Annotated in this window: 19 protein-coding genes; 11 read left to right on the plus strand and 8 right to left on the minus strand. The window is 67.3% G+C overall.

Annotated features, from left to right (window positions below; genetic code table 11):
• Nucleotides 1-71 precede the first annotated feature (71 nt).
• Both BM052_RS05465 and BM052_RS05470 read right to left on the minus strand, forming a co-directional pair.
• On the minus strand, nucleotides 72-1,973 hold the full coding sequence (locus tag BM052_RS05465) for a hypothetical protein (protein ID WP_091144193.1): 1,902 nt from the start codon (nucleotides 1,971-1,973) through the stop codon (nucleotides 72-74).
• 43 nt (nucleotides 1,974-2,016) lie between these two features.
• Nucleotides 2,017-3,309, minus strand: a complete 1,293-nt coding sequence (locus BM052_RS05470) for a TIGR04063 family PEP-CTERM/XrtA system glycosyltransferase (protein ID WP_091144195.1) — start codon at nucleotides 3,307-3,309, stop codon at nucleotides 2,017-2,019.
• 66 nt (nucleotides 3,310-3,375) lie between these two features.
• Between BM052_RS05470 and BM052_RS19825 the strand changes: the two genes are divergently transcribed.
• The 8 genes from BM052_RS19825 to maiA all read left to right on the plus strand — a co-directional run bounded on the left by BM052_RS19825 (nucleotide 3,376) and on the right by maiA (nucleotide 10,325).
• A complete protein-coding gene (locus BM052_RS19825) occupies nucleotides 3,376-3,522 on the plus strand; it encodes a hypothetical protein (protein WP_177198340.1) in 147 nt (48 codons plus the stop codon).
• Entirely contained in the window at nucleotides 3,515-4,894 is a 1,380-nt protein-coding gene (locus tag BM052_RS05475) for a putative O-glycosylation ligase, exosortase A system-associated (RefSeq protein WP_091144198.1), read from the plus strand. The genes BM052_RS19825 and BM052_RS05475 overlap by 8 nt, the downstream gene beginning before the upstream one ends.
• Before the next feature lie 276 nt (nucleotides 4,895-5,170).
• The gene (gene ctrA, locus BM052_RS05480; RefSeq protein WP_091144199.1) at nucleotides 5,171-5,866 is read left to right on the plus strand and encodes a response regulator transcription factor CtrA; all 696 of its coding nucleotides are present in this window, start codon (nucleotides 5,171-5,173) and stop codon (nucleotides 5,864-5,866) included.
• 212 nt (nucleotides 5,867-6,078) lie between these two features.
• Nucleotides 6,079-6,804 (plus strand): tRNA (guanine(46)-N(7))-methyltransferase TrmB, encoded by a 726-nt coding sequence (locus tag BM052_RS05485; protein ID WP_091144201.1) that lies wholly within the window; start codon nucleotides 6,079-6,081, stop codon nucleotides 6,802-6,804.
• Nucleotides 6,805-7,086: 282 nt separating this feature from the next.
• Nucleotides 7,087-7,863, plus strand: a complete 777-nt coding sequence (locus BM052_RS05490; RefSeq protein ID WP_091144203.1) for an IclR family transcriptional regulator — start codon at nucleotides 7,087-7,089, stop codon at nucleotides 7,861-7,863.
• A gap of 89 nt (nucleotides 7,864-7,952) precedes the next feature.
• Complete coding sequence (gene gtdA / locus BM052_RS05495) at nucleotides 7,953-8,999, plus strand: gentisate 1,2-dioxygenase (RefSeq protein ID WP_091144204.1); 1,047 nt, start codon at nucleotides 7,953-7,955, stop codon at nucleotides 8,997-8,999.
• On the plus strand, nucleotides 8,996-9,694 hold the full coding sequence (locus tag BM052_RS05500; RefSeq protein ID WP_091144207.1) for a fumarylacetoacetate hydrolase family protein: 699 nt from the start codon (nucleotides 8,996-8,998) through the stop codon (nucleotides 9,692-9,694). The genes gtdA and BM052_RS05500 overlap by 4 nt, the downstream gene beginning before the upstream one ends.
• Nucleotides 9,687-10,325 carry a maleylacetoacetate isomerase gene (gene maiA, locus BM052_RS05505; protein ID WP_091144209.1) on the plus strand — a complete coding sequence of 213 codons (639 nt, stop codon included), beginning with the start codon at nucleotides 9,687-9,689 and terminating at the stop codon, nucleotides 10,323-10,325. Before BM052_RS05500 ends, maiA begins: the two co-directional genes overlap by 8 nt.
• 134 nt (nucleotides 10,326-10,459) lie before the next feature.
• On the opposite strand, the gene BM052_RS05510 is transcribed toward maiA, so the two are convergent.
• On the minus strand, nucleotides 10,460-12,151 hold the full coding sequence (locus BM052_RS05510) for a glycoside hydrolase family 3 protein (RefSeq protein ID WP_091144211.1): 1,692 nt from the start codon (nucleotides 12,149-12,151) through the stop codon (nucleotides 10,460-10,462).
• A gap of 499 nt (nucleotides 12,152-12,650) precedes the next feature.
• On the opposite strand from BM052_RS05510, the gene BM052_RS05515 reads away from it, so the two are divergent.
• Genes BM052_RS05515 through BM052_RS05525 form a run of 3 tightly spaced genes read left to right on the plus strand, consistent with a single transcriptional unit; the run spans nucleotide 12,651 to nucleotide 15,755 of the window.
• Entirely contained in the window at nucleotides 12,651-13,769 is a 1,119-nt protein-coding gene (locus BM052_RS05515; protein WP_369821494.1) for a Gfo/Idh/MocA family protein, read from the plus strand.
• Nucleotides 13,766-14,818: a sugar phosphate isomerase/epimerase family protein gene (locus tag BM052_RS05520; RefSeq protein ID WP_091144216.1), complete on the plus strand. Its 1,053-nt coding sequence runs from the start codon at nucleotides 13,766-13,768 to the stop codon at nucleotides 14,816-14,818. Before BM052_RS05515 ends, BM052_RS05520 begins: the two co-directional genes overlap by 4 nt.
• Before the next feature lie 16 nt (nucleotides 14,819-14,834).
• On the plus strand, nucleotides 14,835-15,755 hold the full coding sequence (locus BM052_RS05525) for a TolB family protein (protein WP_091144218.1): 921 nt from the start codon (nucleotides 14,835-14,837) through the stop codon (nucleotides 15,753-15,755).
• 9 nt (nucleotides 15,756-15,764) lie between these two features.
• Here the strand turns inward: BM052_RS05525 and BM052_RS05530 are convergent, their stop codons facing one another.
• From BM052_RS05530 to BM052_RS05545, 5 genes are read right to left on the minus strand one after another with little or no spacing between them, the layout of a single operon-like run.
• Entirely contained in the window at nucleotides 15,765-16,607 is an 843-nt protein-coding gene (locus BM052_RS05530) for a 3-keto-disaccharide hydrolase (RefSeq protein ID WP_091144463.1), read from the minus strand.
• On the minus strand, nucleotides 16,607-17,893 hold the full coding sequence (locus BM052_RS05535; protein ID WP_177198341.1) for an MFS transporter: 1,287 nt from the start codon (nucleotides 17,891-17,893) through the stop codon (nucleotides 16,607-16,609). The genes BM052_RS05530 and BM052_RS05535 overlap by 1 nt, the downstream gene beginning before the upstream one ends.
• Nucleotides 17,887-18,699, minus strand: coding sequence for a hypothetical protein (locus tag BM052_RS19830; RefSeq protein WP_177198342.1), 813 nt, complete (start codon nucleotides 18,697-18,699; stop codon nucleotides 17,887-17,889). The genes BM052_RS05535 and BM052_RS19830 overlap by 7 nt, the downstream gene beginning before the upstream one ends.
• On the minus strand, nucleotides 18,696-19,772 hold the full coding sequence (locus BM052_RS05540) for a Gfo/Idh/MocA family protein (RefSeq protein ID WP_218151522.1): 1,077 nt from the start codon (nucleotides 19,770-19,772) through the stop codon (nucleotides 18,696-18,698). The genes BM052_RS19830 and BM052_RS05540 overlap by 4 nt, the downstream gene beginning before the upstream one ends.
• Nucleotides 19,769-20,665: a sugar phosphate isomerase/epimerase family protein gene (locus BM052_RS05545; RefSeq protein ID WP_091144223.1), complete on the minus strand. Its 897-nt coding sequence runs from the start codon at nucleotides 20,663-20,665 to the stop codon at nucleotides 19,769-19,771. Before BM052_RS05545 ends, BM052_RS05540 begins: the two co-directional genes overlap by 4 nt.
• Between the last annotated feature and the right edge of the window lie 64 nt (nucleotides 20,666-20,729).

Here is a 20,729-nt window from a genome sequence, read left to right on the forward strand (position 1 = left end):
ATCCCGGCCGGCCTTGCGACGACCGGTCAAGGGGGGGCCAAAGGGGGTACAAGGGGGGTCAAGAGGGGGTGTCAGGCGGCGCCGCTCATGCGTTGAAGCGTGGCGAGCGCGGCACGCAGGGCCCGTTCGGTCTCCTCCGGAGCGGGCTTGCCGGGCGCGTCGAACAGCCGCTCGGCGGGCCGCACCTGCTCGATCGAAGCGGCAGGCGGCGGCGCGGCGTCCTCGCCGGGGAAGGCCGCCGGCGGCTGGCGGTTTCCGGCGGGCCGCGACAAATCGAGCAGCGAGGAATAGCCCTGTTCGAGAGCCTGGCTCTCCTCCTCGTCCTCCTCTTCGGCATCCTCGCCGGCAGAGCCGTGGGCGAGATCGCCGGCCGGCTCGCTCGCGGCGAAAGCCAGATCCGCGGCACCGCCCGGCGCCAGCCCGATATGCCGGGGCGGAATGTATCCGGGCAGTGAATCGTCCTCGGCATCGGAAGCGAAGGCTTCGAAACCGACCGGGCGCAGCGCGGCGGGAATGCGCGGCGGCGGCGCGATCGCGGCGGGTTCGACCGGCGCCGCATCGAAGCGGGGCGCTTCCGAGGAGAGCCGTTCGAACGCCAGCGGCGCGGACGCGGCCGGATCGAACCGGGGCTCGGCCCGGGGTTCCGGCAGAACTTCGGGTTCCGGCGAGACTTCGGGTTCGGGTTCGGGTTCGGGTTCGGGTTCGGGTTCGGCCACGACGGGCGCGAGGGCGGCAAGCCTTGCCTGCTCGCGGCGGTGCGCCATGGCCAGCGCGAGGCGTTCGAGCAGTTCGATCTGCGAAAGCTGGTCGAGTTCGGCGGCAACGATGCGCTCGGCTGCCGAGCGCCGCTCGCCGAACGGGCCCTGTTCGGGCTCGGAAGCCTCCGGCATCACGGCGTCCGCAGCTTCGGCATCGGCGACATCGGCCGCTGCGAGCGTGGAAGCGTGCTCGAACGCCGGCGCGTGCTCGTCCGTGGCGGCGGCATGGCCGGCCGCATCCTGGCCGCGCCCATCCTCGTTTCGTTCGTTTGGCCGCTCGATTGGCCGTTCGTCGGGCCATTCGTCAGGACTGAAGCGCGGAAGGAGCGTGAAGCCGGGCTTCGGAGCTTCGGGGGCCGCGATCCGCTGCGAATAGGTCTCGAACAGGCTGCTGCTGAGCGTCCTCGATGCCCCTTCGCCGCCGGTTTCCCGCGCCGCCGAGAAATCCCGAGCGGATTGGAAGACCTGCGCGCCCGAATGCGCGGCGCCGCTGGAAGTCCGGCGCATGAACGAGGCAGAGGCCTGCTCGATCGGCATGCCGATCGTTTCGCCGGCATCCCCGCCCAGCCCGGGGTTCCCGGCTTCGGAAGAGGGCGCGCGCCTTTCGAAGGCGGGTTCGTCCCCGGCGGCGGCACTTTCCTGGAAACCGTCGAGATCGAATTCGGCGACGTTCAATATCCCCGCGTCCGGCAGCCCCGCGTCCCGGCCCGGCATGGGCGCGCGGCCGGAGCCATCGTCCACCGGCGCATCCACCGGCGCATCGGACAGGAGGGCAAGGGCGCGGCGGCGGCCGCCGGGCTTGCCGACCGGCATCTCGCGGATGGGGTTCGCGGGGGCGGATTCCGGACAATCCTCCGGGGCGACGGAGGCGCCGCCGCGATGGCGTTCGCGCGGCTCCGGATCCAGCCGGGTCAGACGACGCGCCACAACCGCGCCGACGATCCCGCCGATGCCGGTCATGGCCAGCGCAATGAGTATCCGCGTGGTCGTGCCGAGCGGCGGCGCCGCCATCGGAATCACGCCGTCGATGCCGAGCGCCAGGACGGCGCGCTCGATCAGTTCGGGGCGGATGGCGACACTGCCCAGGCCGGACAGCGCGGCGAACCAGAGCGCGACGATGGCCGGGAACAGGGGATGGCGGCTGATCGGCTGGTTTCCGCCCGGCGTGCCCCTCCTGTGTTCGGAAAGCCTGTGTTCGGAAATCTGTTCGGACACTCAACTTACCCCGTGCTTGTCCTGGAGGGACCCGTTCGTGCGGTCATGCCGCGACATCGCCTCTTCCTTGAACCGCCATTCGTGACAGCATTTGGTAAACGTCTTGATAACGGCGGGCGTTCGCGGCCCAATCGTGCCGGCTTTCCACATGATCGCGGCCTGCGCGGCGGTAACTATCCCACAGGCCCCGTTGTTCCAGCAAGCGCGCCAGCGCCGCCGCGCAGGCGGCGGGATCGTCGGGCGCGAACAGCGTTCCGGTCACGCCGTCGGCGATCAGTTCGCGGTGGCCGCCGACGTCGCTGGCGGCGACCAGCTTGCCCTGGGCCATCGCCTCCAGCGGCTTCAGCGGGGTGACGAGATCGGTCAACCGGCTGTGCTTGCGCGGATAGGCCATGACGTCGCACTGCGCATAGTAGCGATCGACCTCGTGATGCGGCACCCGGCCGATGAACCGGATCGCCCCCGCCGCCGGCGAGGCTTCCGCCTGGGCGCGCAGCGACGCTTCCATCGGACCGCCGCCGACCAGCAGCAGGCGCGCGTCGGGCTGCCGTGCGACCAGCGCGGGCATCGCTTCGATCAGTACGTCCAGCCCCTCGTAATCATAGAAGCTGCCGATGAAGCCGATAACCGGACAAGGCCGTCCCTCCGCCTCGAAGCCGAGTTCGCGGGCCAGCGCCGGATCGCGATCGAGCGGCTGCCCAAGCAGCGCCAGGTCGACGCCGTTGGGCATGACCGTGATCTTGTCCCGCGGCGTGCCGCGCGCGAGGAGATCGCGGCGTAGCCCCTCGCAGATCGTCACCACCGCATCCGCCTCTCGCACCACGTGGCTTTCCAGCTTGCGGGTCAGCCGATAGCGGAGCGATCCTTCGCTGCCGGCGCCGTTGCCCACCGCGGCATCTTCCCAGAACGCGCGAATCTCGTAGACCAGGGGGATGCCAAGCCGGCGCGCCACGCGCAGCGCCGCCTGCCCGCACAGCGCCGGCGAGTGGGCATGCAGGACGTCCGGCCGCCAATCGCGCGCGATGCGTTCGATTCCCCGCGCGAACACGCCGATCTCGCTCCACTCGCGCAAGCCGGCGATGCGGTCGGTGATATGGCCGGCGATGCGGCCCGCCGGGCCTTTCACCTGGCCCACGGTGCGATGGAACAGCAGGCCGTCGGCTTCCTCGGCCGGCGGACCTTCCGCCGTATGCCGCAGGCCGGTGACCCCGCGCACGTCGAGCCCCATCGCCGACTGCGCCTTGAGAATGGCGCGGGTGCGGAAGGTATAGCCGCTGTGCATCGGCAGCGAATGATCGAGCACGTGAAGGATCTTCAGGGACGGGTCGCGGGTCATGATGGGCGAAGTCCTAGCCGCATAACGCTTAACGTGCCGTCAACTCGGCGGTGCTACCGCAGCCCCATGGTCGATATCTTCGCCCTTGCCGTCAGCCACGGGCTGCTTGCGCTCGCCGTGTGGCGGCTGATGTGGCGTGACGACTTGTACGACGAGACAGGCAAGGACCAGCGCCGTCCGCTCCGCCGCCGGGAGAACGGGCGCGATGATTGACCTGGCCCTCACCGGCTTCTTCCTCTGCCTGATCGCCGCCGGGTTCAAGCGCCCCTTCGTGTGGATGCTGTGCTATGTCTATGTAGACATCCTCCAGCCCCAGATCATCTCGTGGGGCTTGCTGTCGCGCCTGCCCGTCTCGCTGATCGCCTTCGCGATGGCATTCCTCGGCTGGCTGGTGTTCGACCACAAGGAGGATACGCGCTTCACCTTCCGCCAGGGCCTGATGGTGCTGCTGCTGCTCTATTGCGGCTACACCACGATCGCGGCGGCCTATCCGGTGGACGCGCCTGAGAAATGGGCATGGGTGTGGAAGGCCCTGCTCTTCGCGATCTTCATGCCGCTGGCCCTGCGCACGCGCCTGAGGATCGAGGCGGTGGCGCTGGTGATGGTGCTGGCCGCCAGCGCCCTCATCATCGACGGCGGCCTCAAGACCGTGGCCGGCGGCGGCGGCTATGGCACGCTGCGCATCTTCGTGGACAGCAACAACGGCCTGTTCGAAGGCTCGATCATCTCCTGCGTCGCCATCGCCATCATCCCGATCGTGATCTGGCTGGCGAAATACGGCACGATCTTCCCGAGCGACTGGCGGGTCTGGAGCTTCGCCGCCGCGCTGATCTTCGCCTGCTCGCTGATTCCGATCGGCACGCAGGCGCGCACCGGCCTGGTCTGCCTGGCGATCCTGTGTGCGCTCTATCTCAGGACCGCGCGGCACCGGTTCCTCATCGCCGGCGGCATGGCGCTTGCCATGGTCATCGCCGTGCCGTTCCTGCCCCAGTCCTTCATGGCACGCATGGGCACGATCCAGAACCACCAGTCGGACCAATCGGCCGGCACGCGCGTCGCGATGTGGAGGTGGACCTGGGAATACGCCAAGCACCATCCGATGGGCGGCGGCTTCTACGCCTACCAAGGCGCCAAGGTGAAATACGACACTTACGTCTCCCAGACGGTCGGCAGCACCACGGTCATTACTTCGTCCCCGGTCGAGGAGGCGGGGCGGGCGTTCCATTCCAGCTATTTCGAAATGCTGGGCGAACAGGGTTATCCCGGCCTGGCGCTGTGGCTGCTGCTGCAGGTTTCAGGCCTGGCGCAGATGGAGCTGATCCGCCGCCGCTGGAAGGACCGCAAGGGCCCGGACGAAGCCTGGGCGGCGCCGCTGGCCAATGCCCTGCAGCTTGCCCAGGTCGTCTACCTGATCGGCTCGCTGTTCGTCGGCATCGCTTTCCAGCCGTTCATCCTGATGCTGATAAGCCTGCAATGCGGCCTCTGGAGCTATCTCAAGCGGATCGAGCGGCCCGTGCCGGAGGCGCGCCAGGCGGCGGGCCGGATGCGGGTGAGCCCGCCCGCCCGGGAAGCCTCCACCGCCTGACCGCGCGATGCCCTGGATTTGCTCCGGACTTCGGCAGGCGGCCAAGCGTTGCGCGCGCCTTAACCTTTCTCGTTTGCCGCCGTTTTAGGATTTGCCGCGCGCAATGCACGGTAAGGCGACGCCGCGATGCCCGGGTTTTTTGGGGAAACCCGGGCTTAGTCCAGCGTTTACGGCAAATTAACCTTTAACCTTCATTGGTCCTATGGTTAATTGGCGGCAATGTCCGTTTAGACGAGGTTACCGTCTGCGGACAAAAGGGGCAAAAGGGGGACACCCATGCGAGTGCTGTTGATCGAGGATGAACCGACCACGGCCCGGGCCATCGAGCTCATGCTTACGGCCGAAGGTTTCAATGTCTACTCCACGGATCTGGGCGAGGAAGGCCTCGATCTGGGCAAGCTCTACGACTACGACATCATTCTTCTCGACCTCAACCTGCCCGACATGCATGGCTACGACGTCCTGAAGAAGCTGCGCGTCGCCAAGGTCCAGACACCGGTGCTGATCCTTTCGGGGATCTCGGAGATGGACAGCAAGGTCCGCTCGTTCGGTTTCGGCGCCGACGACTATGTGACCAAGCCGTTCCACCGCGAGGAACTGATCGCGCGGATCCACGCCGTGGTGCGCCGTTCGAAGGGCCATTCGCAATCGGTCATCCGCACCGGGAAGCTGATCGTCAACCTCGATGCCAAGACGGTCGAGGTCGATGGCGCGCGCGTGCACCTGACCGGCAAGGAATACGCCATGCTCGAGCTGCTCAGCTTGCGCAAGGGCACCACGCTGACCAAGGAAATGTTCCTCAACCACCTCTACGGCGGCATGGACGAACCCGAACTGAAGATCATCGACGTCTTCATCTGCAAGCTGCGCAAGAAACTGGCGCATGCCTGCGGCGGCGCCAACTACATCGAAACGGTATGGGGCCGCGGCTATGTGCTGCGCGATCCCGACGAGGCGGCCGAAGCGGCCTGACGCGGAACGGCATTGCAGTGTGTACCAGCGGCCTGCCCCGAAAGGGCGGGCCGCTCCCGTTCGGGGCGCCGCCGGCCAGCGCGCTTCGGTTCGGGCCGGGAGCGGCGGCGCAAGCGCATTGAGGATCGGCGCGGCGCGGATCGGCCCGGCGCATCCACGCGGATTCCGCTCCCCATTGACCCTTGCCGGTATCGCTGCCATCGCGCCGCGCCATGACGGCTTCCAAATCGGGCAAATCGGGCGATCCCACCACGCTCAACCGCCTCTACGGCCGCGCCAAGGGCAAACCCCTGCGCGCCGGGCAGCAGGCGCTGGTCGACAACCTGCTGCCGCGGATCGCGGTGCCCGCCGAAGGTCCGATCACCGCCGAGCGGCTGTTCGGGCACGATTGCCCGCTGCACTTCGAAATCGGTTTCGGCGGCGGCGAGCACATGGCCCAGCGCGCCGACATGCTGCCCGACCATGGCTTCATCGGCTGCGAGCCCTTCGTCAACGGCGTCGCCCAGGCGCTTGTCCACGTCTCCGGCGACAACGGCATGCATCCGCCGATCGGCAACGTGCGCATCCACCACGGCGACGCGCTGGACGTGCTGGCGCGCGTGCCGGACGGAGCGCTCTCGTTCCTCTACCTGCTCCACCCCGATCCCTGGCCCAAGGCCCGCCACGCCAAGCGGCGGATGATGAACGACGGCCCGGTGGACATGTTCGCGGCAAAGCTCAGGCCCGGCGGCGAATTGCGCTTCGGCACCGATCACCCCGTCTACCTGCGCCACGCGCTGATGGTCATGCAGCGCCACGGCGAACAGTTCGCCTGGCTCTGCGACCAGCCCGCCGACTTCCAGAAACGCCCCGGCGGCTGGCCCGAAACCCGCTACGAAGCCAAGGCCCGCCGGCTGGGGCATGAGGTGTGGTACTTTAGATACCGGCGTGAACCATAAACACACAACGCCAGAACACCGGCGAGCGTTTCGACATCCGGGCAGTTCGTCTCGCTCGACGTGCAAACTCTCAGCGTCATGGTCGATCGCGGCGTATCGCGCCGGATTTGAGGGTGCGTCAGCCCGTCGACTTGATCTGCTAACGCACCACCCAATGACTGATCGCCAAGGTGACCGGACGCGCCGATGTCACCGACGAACGGTCGATCCGGATGCCCTCGAAGTGGTCGAGCGTGAATCGACAGCTTTTGATCGGGCGCTGTTCTGATCTAAGGTAAGCAAATGACGGAAAAAGCAGAAGGTGAGGCGGATAGGCGCCGCCGAGGTATCCAGTCGGTCGAAATCGGCTTTGCAGTGCTCGAAGCGCTGGCTGCGCTTGGCGAGGCATCGACGCTCGGCGCGATCGCGCAGGCGAGCGGATTGTCCGGGTCGCAGACACACCGCTACCTCGCCAGCCTCACCGCGGCGGGAATGACGCAGCAGGACCGCACCAGCGGCCGCTATGATCTCGGCCCGGCCGCGCTCAAACTGGGCCTCAGCGCGCTGGCACGCACCGATGCGTTCCGGGTCGCCGATACCGCGATCGAGGCCTTTGTGCGCGAAACCGGCCGCACCGTCCAGGTCGCTGCCCTGGGACCGCAGGGGCCGACGGTGGTGCGCTGGCATATGGGCCGACCGGCGGTGATGACGTCGTTCGGTGTCGGTGCGGTGCTCCCGCTGCTCTATTCGGCGACCGGACATGTTTTCCTGAGTTTCGTGCCCGAGGTGGAAACAGATCCGCTGCTTGAGCGCGAGCTCTATGACAGCGGGATGACCAGATCCGAGGTCGACGTGATCAAGGCACGGGTCCGGGCGGAGGGGCGAGCCTGTGTCGAAGGAACGGTGATCCCTGGGCTCCGTGCCGCTGCCTTTCCAATCTTCGACTTCCAGGGTCGCGCGATCCTGAGTGCCACGGCGCTCATGCCCGGTGCGTTCAAGTCCGACGGCAGTGGCGCGGTGCTCGAAAAGCTCGCAACGGCCTGTCGCGACGTCAGCCGGAAGCTCGGCTGGAGCAATTGAAATCGTTTGACATCAGCCAATGTATTACGCAGTGCAGAATCCTGCGGTGATCCTCTCCCGCCGAACGACCCAATTCTGCGAGCATCGGCATGACCCTGGCCAACGACCAGCGAGCGCAACTTGAAGCGCTGTACCAGGAGATGGCCCCGGCGAACCTGACCCCGCTCTGGGAGTCACTGGCCGATTTAGTGCGGCCGCAGCCCCAGTCGCCCGCCAAGGTTCACCGTTGGTCCTACGACGAGGTGCGCGACCATCTGATGCGCGCCGGCGACCTGATCTCGGCCGAGCAGGCCGAGCGGCGCGTGCTGATCCTCGAAAATCCGGGTTTGCCGGGGCAATCGGCGATCGTGCCGAGCCTCTATGCCGGGCTCCAGCTCATCCTGCCGGGCGAAGTGGCGCCCAGCCATCGCCACACCCAGTCGGCGCTGCGCTTCGTGATGGAGGGGGATGGCGCCTTTACTGCGGTCGACGGCGAGAAGGCAATAATGCGCCCGTTTGACCTGGTGCTCACGCCTGGCTGGCAATGGCACGATCATGGCAACCCTAGCAGCAAGCCGATGATCTGGCTCGACGGGCTCGACATCCCGACGGTGCGGCATTTCGACGCGAGCTTCGCCGAGCATCTGGAAAGCAGCGAGCACCCCGAGACCGTGCCGCCGGGCGATACGCTGGCGCGCTATGGAAACAATATGCGCCCGGTGCGCGGATCGGTGGCGGATCGCCGTCCGGCGCACCAGCCGCTGTTCCATTACCCTTATGTCGACTGGCGACCCGCGCTCGACGCGATGGCGGCCTCGGCCGGGATCGACCCGCATCTGGGACACGCGCTGGAGTTCCTCAATCCCGCCAATGGCGGCCCGGTGATGCCCACCATCGCCGCGCATGTTCGCCTGTTGCCCGCTGGCTTTGAGACCCGGCCGCGACGCACCACCGACGGCACCGTGTTTGTCGTGGTCGAAGGCAGTGGCACGGCTGTGATCGAGGGGCAGGAGATTGCGCTCCATCCCCGCGATATCTTCATCGTGCCCTCGTGGCACGCGCTGCGCCTTCAGGCCGCGAACACACTCGTGCTGTTCGGCTATTCGGACAAGGCGGCGCAGGAAAAGCTCAACCTCTACAAGGAGCAGAACGCGTGACGACCCTTTTTCCCCCTCAGGTGCCGACCCTTGCCGCGACGAGCGACGGGCACGAGTTCCCGGTTCGGCGTGTGTTCTGCATCGGTCGCAACTATGCCGCTCATGCGCGCGAAATGGGCCGCGATCCCGATCGCGAGGCGCCCTTCTTCTTCACCAAATGGGCCGAGACCGTGGTACCAAGCGGCACTACCGTCGCCTATCCGAGCGAGACGACGAACTTCCATTATGAAGCCGAACTGGTGGTTGCGATGGGTAAGGCTGGCCGCTCCATCGCTGCGACAGACGCGCTCAACCATGTCTATGGCTATGCGACCGGATTGGACATGACGCGCCGCGACCTTCAGTTCGAGGCGCGCGACAAGGGCCGTCCCTGGGACGCCGGCAAAAACGTCGAGCAGTCCTCGCCACTCGGACTGATCCATCCCGCGCCCGAGGTCGGCCATCTCGAGAGCGGCAGCATCAAGCTGACCGTCAATGGCGCGGTGAAGCAGGACGCGGACCTCAACGAGTTGATCTGGGATGTGCCCGACGTCATCGCCTATGTCTCGCGCTTCTACCGGCTCGAGCCGGGTGACCTGATCTACACCGGCACGCCCGCGGGCGTGGGGGCGGTGGTCGCGGGCGACGTGGTGACGGTATCGATCGCCGGGCTTTCCGACTGCACGATCACGGTGGGCGTGCCGGCGAATGCCTGACGCGGTCACGCTGCACGGCTATTTCCGTTCGGGCGCTTCCTACCGCGTGCGCATCGCGCTCAACATGAAGGGCATGTCCTATGCCGATGTCTTTCACCACTTGCGCAAGGGGGAGCAGCAAGCGCCGGCATATCGCGCGCTGAATCCGCAAGGACTGCTGCCCACGTTGGAGGTCGATCACGCGGTGCTGACCCAAAGCCTGGCGATCTGCGAGTATCTGGAGGAGACACGGCCGGAGCCTGCGCTGTTGCCCGCCGATCCGGTCGCCCGTGCCAGGATACGTGCCTTTGCCCAGGTGATTGCATGCGACACGCATCCGGTACAGAATTTGAAGGTGCTCGCCAATCTGCGTGCAATGGGCCTCAACGAGACGGCAGTCACTACCTGGGCGGCGAAAGTGATCGACGAGGGGCTGAGCGCCTGCGACGCGCTGGTCGCTGGCCAGGTCGGCCCTTATTGTTTTGGTGAAACGGTGACGCTGGCGGATCTGTTCCTGGTGCCGCAGCTCGTCAACGCGCGGCGCTTCGGCGTCGAGCTCCGCTGGCCGCGGTTGCTGGAGATAGAGCGCGCCTGTCTGGCGCTCGACGCGTTCGTCAGAGCAGCGCCGGAGAACCAGCCCGACGTCGAATAAGCTGAACCGGAATTGGATAGAAGGGAGGGCAGGACGCGGGAATCGAAGCTCAGCCACCGCACGATGATCGGAGCGGCCGGGCGACCGTCCTGGCGGACTTCAGCCGCACTCTGCGGACAGGATCAGTCGTTGCGCTACCACTGTAGTTGTTCCTCACCGCAAAATGCGTCGACCGGGCTGACCCCAGCGAATGGAGCCTCGCCGACGAGTCGTTCGACCAGCGCGTGCTGGTTGATATCCTGCCCTGAATAGGCGTTGATATAGGTCGCGTAATTAGGGGCATCGTACAGGTAGAATGGCTGGCCGAACGACACCAGCAAAGTCGGCAGCTCGCGGTTCAGATGTTGCATCGCCGCGCGTGGGCCGCCGTGCAGCTTGGCGAAATCGATGTGGATCTCGCCAAGCCCCGGCGTCGCTTCCTGCCCGATCAGGTAGATCAGCAGATCGGCATCGGCGACCGAGGGCGGCGCATCGGTGTCGAAGGTCCTCACCTCGAATCCCCGCGCGCGCAGCGCGTCCGCCAGCGGCGTGAAACTGCGCTCCGGCGCGCCGAAGAAGAAGCTCCATCCCGGGTCGGCGGCAACGACGACGCGCCGGTGGCGCCGTGGATCGATCGGGATGAGCGCTTGGGTGTCTTTTACCAGCGTCAGGCTGCGTCCCGCCGCCTGCTGGCTCAGGTCCATCGCCTTGTCGGTACGCAGCGCCGCGCTGACCGTGCCCAGCTCCGGCACGCGCGCCTCCGCGCTCCGCTCGTGCAGCCCGAGCCGCGCCTTCAGCGTCAGCATCCGCCGGACGGCTTCCTCCAGCCGCTCTTCCGACAGCCGGCCGTCGCGCAGGCCATCAAGCATCAGCGCCATGTCGCGCGCCGGCTGGCGGCTGAACAGGAAGGCGTCGCAGCCATTCTCGATCACCGCAGGAACCGCCTCCGCCCGGTCGAGCCAGCTGGTCAGGCCGCCCATCACGGTGGCGTCGGAGACGATCAGGCCGCGAAAACCCAGCCGTTCGCGCAGGAGATCGTGGTTCAGCAGCCTTGAGACCGACGCCGGGGTGAACGCATCCCGGCCGGCATCGGGCCGCATCGCCCGGACGAAGGCTGGCAAGGCGATGTGCGCCGACATCACCGTCATCACGCCGTCGGCGATCAGCCCGCGGTAGATTCGCCCGAACGTCGCCTCCCATGCGTCCATCGACAGCGGGTTGACGGTGGTGACCAGATGCTGGTCGCGCGGATCAAAGCCCTCGCCCGGCCAGTGCTTCGCGGTCGCGGCAATGCCATGATCCTGCAGAACGCGGACATAGGTGCGCGCCTGCGCCAGCACCGCGTCGGGATCCGATCCATAGGAGCGCGTGCCCACCACGGCGCTGCGGAAGGCGATGTTGAGATCGACGACCGGCGTGAAGCTCCAGTCGTAGCCGAGTGCCCGGCTTTCACGCGCGATGACGTCGGCCAGCGCCGCCGACAATTCCAGGTCGTCGCAGGCGGCGATCCCAAGCTGGTTGGGGACGGGGCTGGCGAAGGGATAGTTGACGGCACCCCCTTCGATATCGCCGCTGATGATCGGGGGGACCGCCGCCTGCTCGATCACCGCGCGCGTCTCGCGCACGACCGCGGCAAGGTCCTGGGTCGGGAAGCGGTGGACCCCGCCGGGGCGCAGCCGGGTCAGCTCCGCCGTTTCCTCGGGGGTGTCGTGGCGGCTGTAGAGAATGAAGAGCTGGGCGATCTTGTCCTCTACCGACATCGCATCGCTGGTTCGCGTGACCCAGGCCTGGGCCGCCGCGTCGATGGCAAGCGGATCGAGGGTTGCGCGATCGGTAACGTCATGCATGAGGGTGTCGCCAGTTCTTATGAAAAGCTTTACGTACCGATCTACGCTCCTCGGCAGGAGCCGACAATATGTCTTCTTCCCACGCGCGGAATTCGGCGTCGGGAGAGACTGTCATGTGCCGGTAAAGTCTGTAAACGGTTAAAATCCGCGGCGTGCGCGCGCCGGTCGGCCAGTCGCGGCAAAGACGGGATCACCTTTCCGGACAGGAACCACATCGATGAGATGTTGCTGCAGCTGCTCGCGGACCGGACCGTTCCGGCGCGCAAGCAGGTGCTGCGCACGTAGCTCGTCATCCGGGGATCGACCGCACCACCCGGAAACCGGCGCTCCTGACACCGGCGGCAAGCGCGACCGGCGCCAATATCCCGTGCGATGTTGCACCTCCGTGATTGCGCTGATACAGCTATGTAAACGTTTACCTAGCTCGGTGCGATGCTGGCTTGAAACTAGGATTGGATTACAGACTATGGCGTCGAGCCCTTCGCTCGTTAGGATGGGGATGGTCGGAGGTGGGCTCGGTTCGTTCATCGGACCGGTCCATCGCATGGCAGCGACGCTCGACGGCGAGATCGCGTTCGTCGCCGGCGCATTTGGCAGCAGCGCCGAAAGCTCGCGCGCCGGCGGGGCGCGCTACGGCCTTGATCCTGCCCGCGTCTATGACGACTGGCGCGCGCTGTTCGCCGCCGAGCGCGAACGCCCCGACCCGATCGATTTCGTCGCCATCACCGCCCCCAACCACGTCCACTTCCCCGCCGCGCGCGCGGCGCTGGAAGCGGGCTTCGCGGTGCTGAGCGACAAGCCCGCCACCGCGACGCTGGCTGAGGCGCTGGCGCTGGCGGAAATCGTGGCCGCGACCGGGCGACCTTACGGCCTGACCTATACCTATACCGGCTATGCGATGGTCCGGCACGCACGCGAGATGGTGCGCGTCGGCACGCTGGGCGCGATCCGCAAGATCGTGGTCGAATATGAGCAGGGCTGGCTCAGCCGCCCGATCGAGCAGGCCGATGATCGCCAGGCGAAATGGCGCACCGATCCCGCAACGGCGGGGATCGGCGGCTGCCTCGGCGATATCGGCGTCCATGCGCACAACCTCGCCGAGTTCGTGACGGGCGAGCGCGTGATCGAGCTATGCGCCGAAGTGTCGCGGTTCGGGCCGGGCCGGGCGCTGGACGACGACGCCAACGTGCTGCTGCGTTTTGCCGGTGGCGCGCGCGGGGTGCTCATATCCTCGCAGATATCGGCCGGCGCGCGCAACGGCATCCGCCTGCGGGTCTACGGCGAGAATGCCGGGCTGGAATGGTCGCATGAGAACCCCGACCGGCTGACGCTGTCGCCGCTCGACGAGCCCCAGCGCGTGATCCACGCCGGCATGCCCGGCCTGTCGGACGCGGCGCGGCGCGCCACGCGCCTGCCCACGGGGCATCCGGAAGGGTTGATCGAGGCGTTCGCCAATATCTACCGCGATTTCGCCACGTCGATCCGGTCGGGCGATGCGGGCGAGCGCGCGCTGGTGCCGGGCATCGACGAGGGCGTGCGGGGCATGACGTTCATCGACCGCGCGCTGCGGTCAGGCGCGCAAGGCGGCTGGGTCGCCATGGATATGGGGGCAGAATGAAGACGTTGCAGGGGCCGGGACTCTTCCTGGCGCAATTCGCGGGTGACAATGCACCGTTCGACACGCTCGAAGGGCTGGCCGGCTGGGCGGCGGCACTTGGCTATGTTGGGCTGCAGATCCCCACCCACATGCCGCGGCTGTTCGACCTCGAGGCAGCGGCGGCGAGCGACGGATATTGCGACGACGTCGCCGGGATGCTGGCCGACAAGGGCTTGCGCATCACCGAGTTGTCCACCCATCTGCAAGGGCAGCTGATCGCTGTCCATCCCGCCTATGACGCGCTGTTCGACGGCTTCGCGCCCGAGCAGGTGCGCGGCAATCCCGCCGCGCGCCGCGCGTGGGCGGAGCGGCAGTTGATGCTGGCCGCCGAAGCGAGCCGCAAGCTGGGCCTCGCCGCCCATGCCACCTTTTCGGGTGCGCTAGCGTGGGGATTTCTCTATCCTTGGCCGCAACGTCCCGCCGGGCTGGTGCAGGAGGCGTTCGACGAACTCGGCCGGCGCTGGCTGCCGATCCTTGACCGGTTCGAGGACGCCGGGGTCGATCTGTGCTACGAAATCCATCCCGGCGAGGATTTGCACGACGGCGCGACCTTCGCCCGTTTTCTCGACACGGTGAAGGGCCATCCCCGCGCCAACATCCTGTACGATCCCAGCCACCTGCTGCTCCAGCAGATGGATTATCTGGGCTTCATCGATCATTATCACGATCGCATCCGCGCGTTTCACGTCAAGGACGCCGAGTTTCACGCGACCGCGCATTCGGGCGTGTACGGTGGATATCAGGACTGGATCGACCGGCCCGGCCGGTTCCGCTCGCCGGGCGACGGACAGGTCGATTTCCGCCAGATCTTTTCGAAGCTGGCGCAATATGACTATCCGGGCTGGGCGGTGCTGGAATGGGAATGCTGCCTCAAGCATCCCGAGGACGGCGCACGCGAAGGCGCCGGCTTCATCCGCGATCACATCATCCGCGTAACCGACCGGGCGTTCGACGATTTCGCGAGCGTCGGCGACGATCGCGAGCGCAACCGCGTCATCCTGGGCCTTTGAGGCAGGAAGGCCGGCTATGGGAAACCGGATCGAAATCGGCCGCAGCCCCGGGCGCCAGGCGTTGCAGCCCGGCCAGGTCTCGCGGCTCGTCACGGTCCACCGGTCGGGCGCGGACCGCGTCACGGTGCTCGAAAGCGACCGGCTGGTCGAGGCGCCGAACTGGACGCGCGACGGCGCATGGCTGATCGTCAACGAAGGCGGGTTGATGCACCGTGTGCCCGCCGACGGCAGCGGCGGGCTGGAACCGATCGACACGCAGGACGTGGTGACGTGCAACAACGACCATGTGCTGTCGTTCGACGGACGCAGCATGTTCGTCAGCGCCAGCGGCCAGCTATATGAAGTGCCGATCACCGGCGGCGCGCCGCGCCGCGTGTCCAACCTCTACGACCCGCCTGAGCGCTATCGCTACTTCCTGCACGGCGTGTCGCCGGACGGCGCGGAGCTGGTCTATGTCGCGGTCGAGCCGCTGGGCGCCAATCCGTTCGGCATCCGCTATATCGCGACGATCCCGGCGGCCGGCGGGACCGAGGCGGCGCTGACCGATCGCGCGATCGCTGCGGACAGCCCCGAATATAGTCCGGACGGCGCGTGGATCTATTTCAACTCGGAAATGGCGGCGCAGCGCCCCGGTCACGCGCAAATCTTCCGCATGCGGCCCGACGGATCGGAGGCGACCCAGCTCACCTTCGACGACCGCGTCAACTGGGCGCCGCATTTGTCCCCCGACGGCCGCTGGATGCTCTATATCAGCTATGCGCCCGGCACGCTGGGCCATCCCGCCGACATGGACGTGCTGCTGCGCATCGCGCCTACGGAAGGCGGCGAGGCGAAGACGGTGGTCGCCGCATTCGGCGGCCAGGGCACGCTGAACGTCAACAGTTGGTCGCCCGACAGCGAGCGTTTCGCCTATGTCGAATATCCGCCGCTACACTGAACCCGCGACTTAAAGCTCACACACAAGGATGTTGCGCCACCGGCATTTGGCGCCATGGCCCCACCGCGCCAGTCCGAGCACCGAATCATTGTCATGCACTTCCAGCGCGATGTGCCCGCGCGGACCCAATAGCGCACGGATCTGTTCGGCGTCATAATCGGGCGCGACCATCGTCGCGGCGTCAAGTTCGGCGATCTTCACCTCGTTGACCCATGTCGTCAGCACCGGCAGTTCGCCGACACAGCGGATGCGGAAGCTGTTCCAGTCGTCCCAGCGCCACGCGGCGATGAAATCATCGACATCGGCGGCGTAGGACAGCCGGTCGATCTTGTCCTGCGTCACCGGCTCGATCGAGGTCGCGGGGTCGTCGGGGCGGAGCCCGACCACCGCCCCGGTCGCGTCCCGGCGCGCCGCGATGGCAAATGGCAATGCGGCAAAGCTGCCGAGGCCATTGCCGAAGAAGCCGCCGATGCCGCCGCTTTCCCGGTGGTCGAGCAGGATCTGGAAGCCAGCCCAATCATCAAGCAGGCGGCGCACCATGATGCCGGTATCGGCCGGCCAGTCCGGGCGCGCCTCGATCGACAGCTCGAAATCGCCGAAGGTCTCGTCGCTGACCAGATAGCCGCCATAGCCGCTGCCCGGCGCGCTCTGCTCGCCGACGATATAGCCGTCCTCCACGTGCCAGCGCGCGAGATTGCGCTCCGGGTGCTGCGGCAGTCCGAAGCCGCGCTGCGCGAGCAGCTCCGCGACGCTCGGTCCGCCGGGATATTTCGCACCATAGACGCGCGGCGCGGGATGCCAGCCGTCGAGCGTCACGCCGTCGAACAGCGACCGCCACTGGGCGTCGGCCATCAGCGCGACCGCTTCACCGGCAGGATCGCTGCGGCACCGATGATCGAACACAAAGCAGCCACGGCATAGAGCACCGGGTAATTGCCCCCGGCCGCGCCGGCGGTCGCGCCGATCGCGAGCAGGATCGGCGCGATACCGGGCGCGACCGACTGCGGCAGCGAATTGGCGATCTGGAAAATGCCCAGATCCTTGGCCGCGTCCTTGCGGCTCGGCAGGATCTCCGCGACGAGCGCGAGATCGACGCCGAAATACAACCCCTTGCCGAGGCTGGCGACCGCCACGCCGACGAGGAACTGATCGACCGTGCCCGTCGTCGCGATCAGCAGGAAGCCCACGCCCTCGATCGCCGCCGCAGCAAAGACGATCGGCTTGCGCCGCCCGATCAGGTCGCTCAGCACGCCGCCCACGATCGACATCGAAACCGTGGCGATCGCGACGACCGCGCTCGATTTCACCATCACCGCGAGAGCTGCGGCGCGATCGAGACCGAGCCGATCGGTGAGGAAGAAGAGCTGGTAGGTCAGCAGGAAGAACCAGGCCAGCATGATGAGGAAACGGCTGACGAACGCCCAGTTGAAATCGGCGTCGCGGAATGGCGTCATCATCGACGCCAGCAACCGGCCGACGCCGCGTTCGTGCATCGGCGGGGGCGGCCCTTCCAGCGGCGCATCGCGTAGGACCATCACGAGCGTCATGACCGTCACGACGGTGATCCCGTACGGCGCGAGGAACATCAACAAGCTCGACGACTGGGTATATTGCGTCAGCCAGGTGCCCGCAAAGACGCCCGCAGTGGTGGTCATGCCAAGCAGGCCCGATACGCGGCCCTGCTGCCGGCTTGGGACGACATCGGGCAGGATCGCCATGATCGCGGCCTGCATGGCGTTGAAGCTCGCCTGGCACAGCAGCCAGCCGATGCCGACCATCCAAATGCTCTGCGCTGATCCCAGGATGACCAGGCCAATGCCGCTACAGACCAGCCCGCCGACGAGCCACGGTCGCCGCCGTCCGAACCGGGATCGCGTCCGATCGGACAGCGCCCCCCAGATCGGCGCCGACACGACAGCGAAAAAGGCGCCGATCGCGAGCACGGTGCCGAGACTGCGCGCCTTGCCCGCTTCGCCCGCGATCTCCCCGACCTGCAAGGCGATCGTCAGGACGACGGGTGTCAGCAACGCCAGCCAAATGCCGAACTGTGCCAGGACGTAGATCGCGATGAAGCCATTCGACACCGCCGGCTTTTCGTCCGCCCCGCTGGCATCGACGGTCGGGAGCACGGTCACCATGTTACATTGCCCATCATATCCAGGGTGCGCAACGCCTGCGCGAATTGATCGAGGTCGGCGCGCGAACCCGGTCCCGCCACCGCATCGCGCAATCGCCGCCATGCCAGCCGATCGGCGCTTTCGTAGATCGGGGGGCGGCGGCTCTCCCCGTCGATCGTGGCGCGGAACGCGGTTGCCGGGCGCCATGTATCGGTATCGGGCAGCGCCAGTTCCAGTGCCTGCGTCGCGCAGAGCAGCCGCAGCGTGAGGTTCGCCGGCTGCGTGGAGCGGGCCGCGCCGATCGCGACGGGGCGTCCCTCCGCCGTGAGCGCCCGTGCGATGATGGCATCGTCGCTGTGCGCATCGAGTCGCAGCGCCCGCACCGGGCCGGCGACCTGCGCGAGCAGGTAGAGTTGTTCGAGCACGGCATCGCCGAGCCGGTCGATCGCTCCGGTCGCCAACGTATCGACCAGGACGAGCCCCTCACCTACCGGCGACCAGGCAGCGACGGCGTCGGCGACGGCGGGATGTGACGACCAGCGCCACCGCAGCACGGCGCTGGCGCCGGCCTTCTCCGCCTGGGCGATCAGCGATTCCAGATCGGCAAGCGCGACGATGCCGGGACGGTTCACCACTATGCCTTTGGCGCCCTGGTCGATCGCGCACGCCGCGGCCTTGCACCAGTCTCCATTGCCCGCCACCGCCGCAAGTTCGCCGTCATCGGCGACCGATAGCGACGTGGGAAGGCTGGCGACGACCAGCGCCACCGATCGCGCCAACGCCGGGTCAGCGGGGTGACGGATATGCATCGAATTGCCCGGGGTCATGCGGCGTGCTCCTCGCGGGCCTTCGAACCGGCCGCCTCCGCGATTCCGACGGCAAAGACCAGATCGTCGGTGAGGCTCGACAGATCCTGCGACAGCACGGCGCCTGCGGTCAGCACAGCGTGCAGATGCCGCCACTCGCCCTCATAACCATTATGATCCGCCGCCGGCAGTGCGACGACGCCGTCTGGGCCATGGAGCGTCGCGACGGCCGAGCCGGCGTGGACGAAGGACGGGGTGAATTCGACCCGCACCACCGACGATGCGCCAAAGCATTCGAGCGTCCATTCCGGCCGCGCATGACAATGCATCGTCGCCAGCAGCTGCACCGGCACGTCGCCGGCAATGGCGTGGATCATATAGCCGAACGGCGCCAGCGGCGTTGCCGACACGACGGTCAGGTCGCGCCACTGCGGCAGCATCGAACGGATCAGTGGCAGATTGTGGATCGCCAGGCCCAGCGTGCCGCCGGCGATCGCGGCTTGGCGCATGTCGGGCTTGGTCAGGTCGCGCGGCGGCGGCGGCGGGCCGCGTTCGGCGACTTCGGTTGCCCAGTCCTCAAAACGGGCGTTCATCGGCAGGACGATGCTCGACCGGATCAGCCGTGGGTTAGCGAACGCCTCCGGCCAGGCGGTGCGCGCGGCTATCCAGCCCGGATCATAAGTGTGCATTGCGCCGACCATGACGGGAACGCCACACTCCGAGGCCAGGCGTGCGACCGCTTCCGCCTCTTCGCGCGTGGTCGCGAACGGCTTCTCGACGAACACCGCGCGTTTGCCGGCGCGGATCGCGGCTGTGGCCTGCTCGGCGTGGAGCGGCGGCGGGCTGTTGATCGCGACGACATCGACGGCCTCATCGGCCAGCAGCGCATCGAGCTTGGTCGAATGCCGTGCCCCGACGCGGCTGGCGACGGTCCGCGCCGTCGCCTCGTTCACGTCCATCACGTGGGCGACGCGGTACATGGCGCCCAGCCGGGCGATCGTCGGCAGGTGGATCGCCTGGGTGACGGGGCCGGCCCCGACAAAGCCTATGCCCAGCCGCGGTACCGGCGTCGCTGCCTGATCGTTCAAGGTCATGGTGCTCCGACCGTTGTCGCCGGTTCGCCTGCGACGCGAGCGGACAGCCATTCGAACGAACGGCGCGCCGCGATCTCCGGTCCGTCGTCGCCGGCGATGTCGATTTCGGCGATCGCCCAGATATCCAGCCCGCGCAGCACCGCTAACACCGCTTCACAGTCGATGTCGCCGCTGCCGGGGACGGTCCACAGCCCGCCCCATGTGGTCTGCCGGTATCCCCATCCCTCCGCCCGGCCGCGATCGGCCACGGCGCGCCGGATGTCCTTCAGATGCACCACGCCGATGCGATCACGATACCGCGTCAGCATTCCCACCGGATCGGCGCCCGCCCAGCTCAGATGGCCGATGTCCGGCCCGAACAGCAGTCGATCGGATGCGATCGCGTCGAGAACGAAACACGCCTCGTCCTCGGTTTCGATCGCGGTGCCGACATGCTGGTGCAGGCAGGGAAGCACGCCCTCGGAGTACATCGCATCGGCGACAGCCGACAGCCCGGTGACGATCTGGTCGAGCCGCGCCGGATCGGCGCCCGCGCCCATCGTGGGGGCCGCGATCCGCACCGGATCGGGAAACTGCTGCGCGACAAATATCCGGTCGAGCCCAAGCGCGCGGTGCTGACGCGCGATCCCGCGCGCCGCCTCGACGACGGGCGCGATATCGGCCTCAGCGAAGTCCGCCTGGAAATAGCCCGGCGCCGGCGCCAACCCATGCGTCGCCAGCATCGCGGCATAGTCCTCGGGCGATGTCCCGGCGGGCACTTCGGCCGGAACCCCCGCATAGCCCGCCGCCGCGATCTGCCGCAGTATCTCGTCGAGCGGGGGTGCCAGATCGGGGCGAAGGCCGTCAGGTGTGATGTAATAGGGGAACGGACTGAAGCCGAGGCGAAGCGTCATGATCTACCCATCTGGCTACGAGGTACGGAATGCGCCGGCGGAGCATGACCGCCGACGCGTGCAA

The sequence above is a fragment of the Novosphingobium sp. CF614 genome, assembly GCF_900113255.1.
Taxonomy (GTDB): domain Bacteria; phylum Pseudomonadota; class Alphaproteobacteria; order Sphingomonadales; family Sphingomonadaceae; genus Novosphingobium.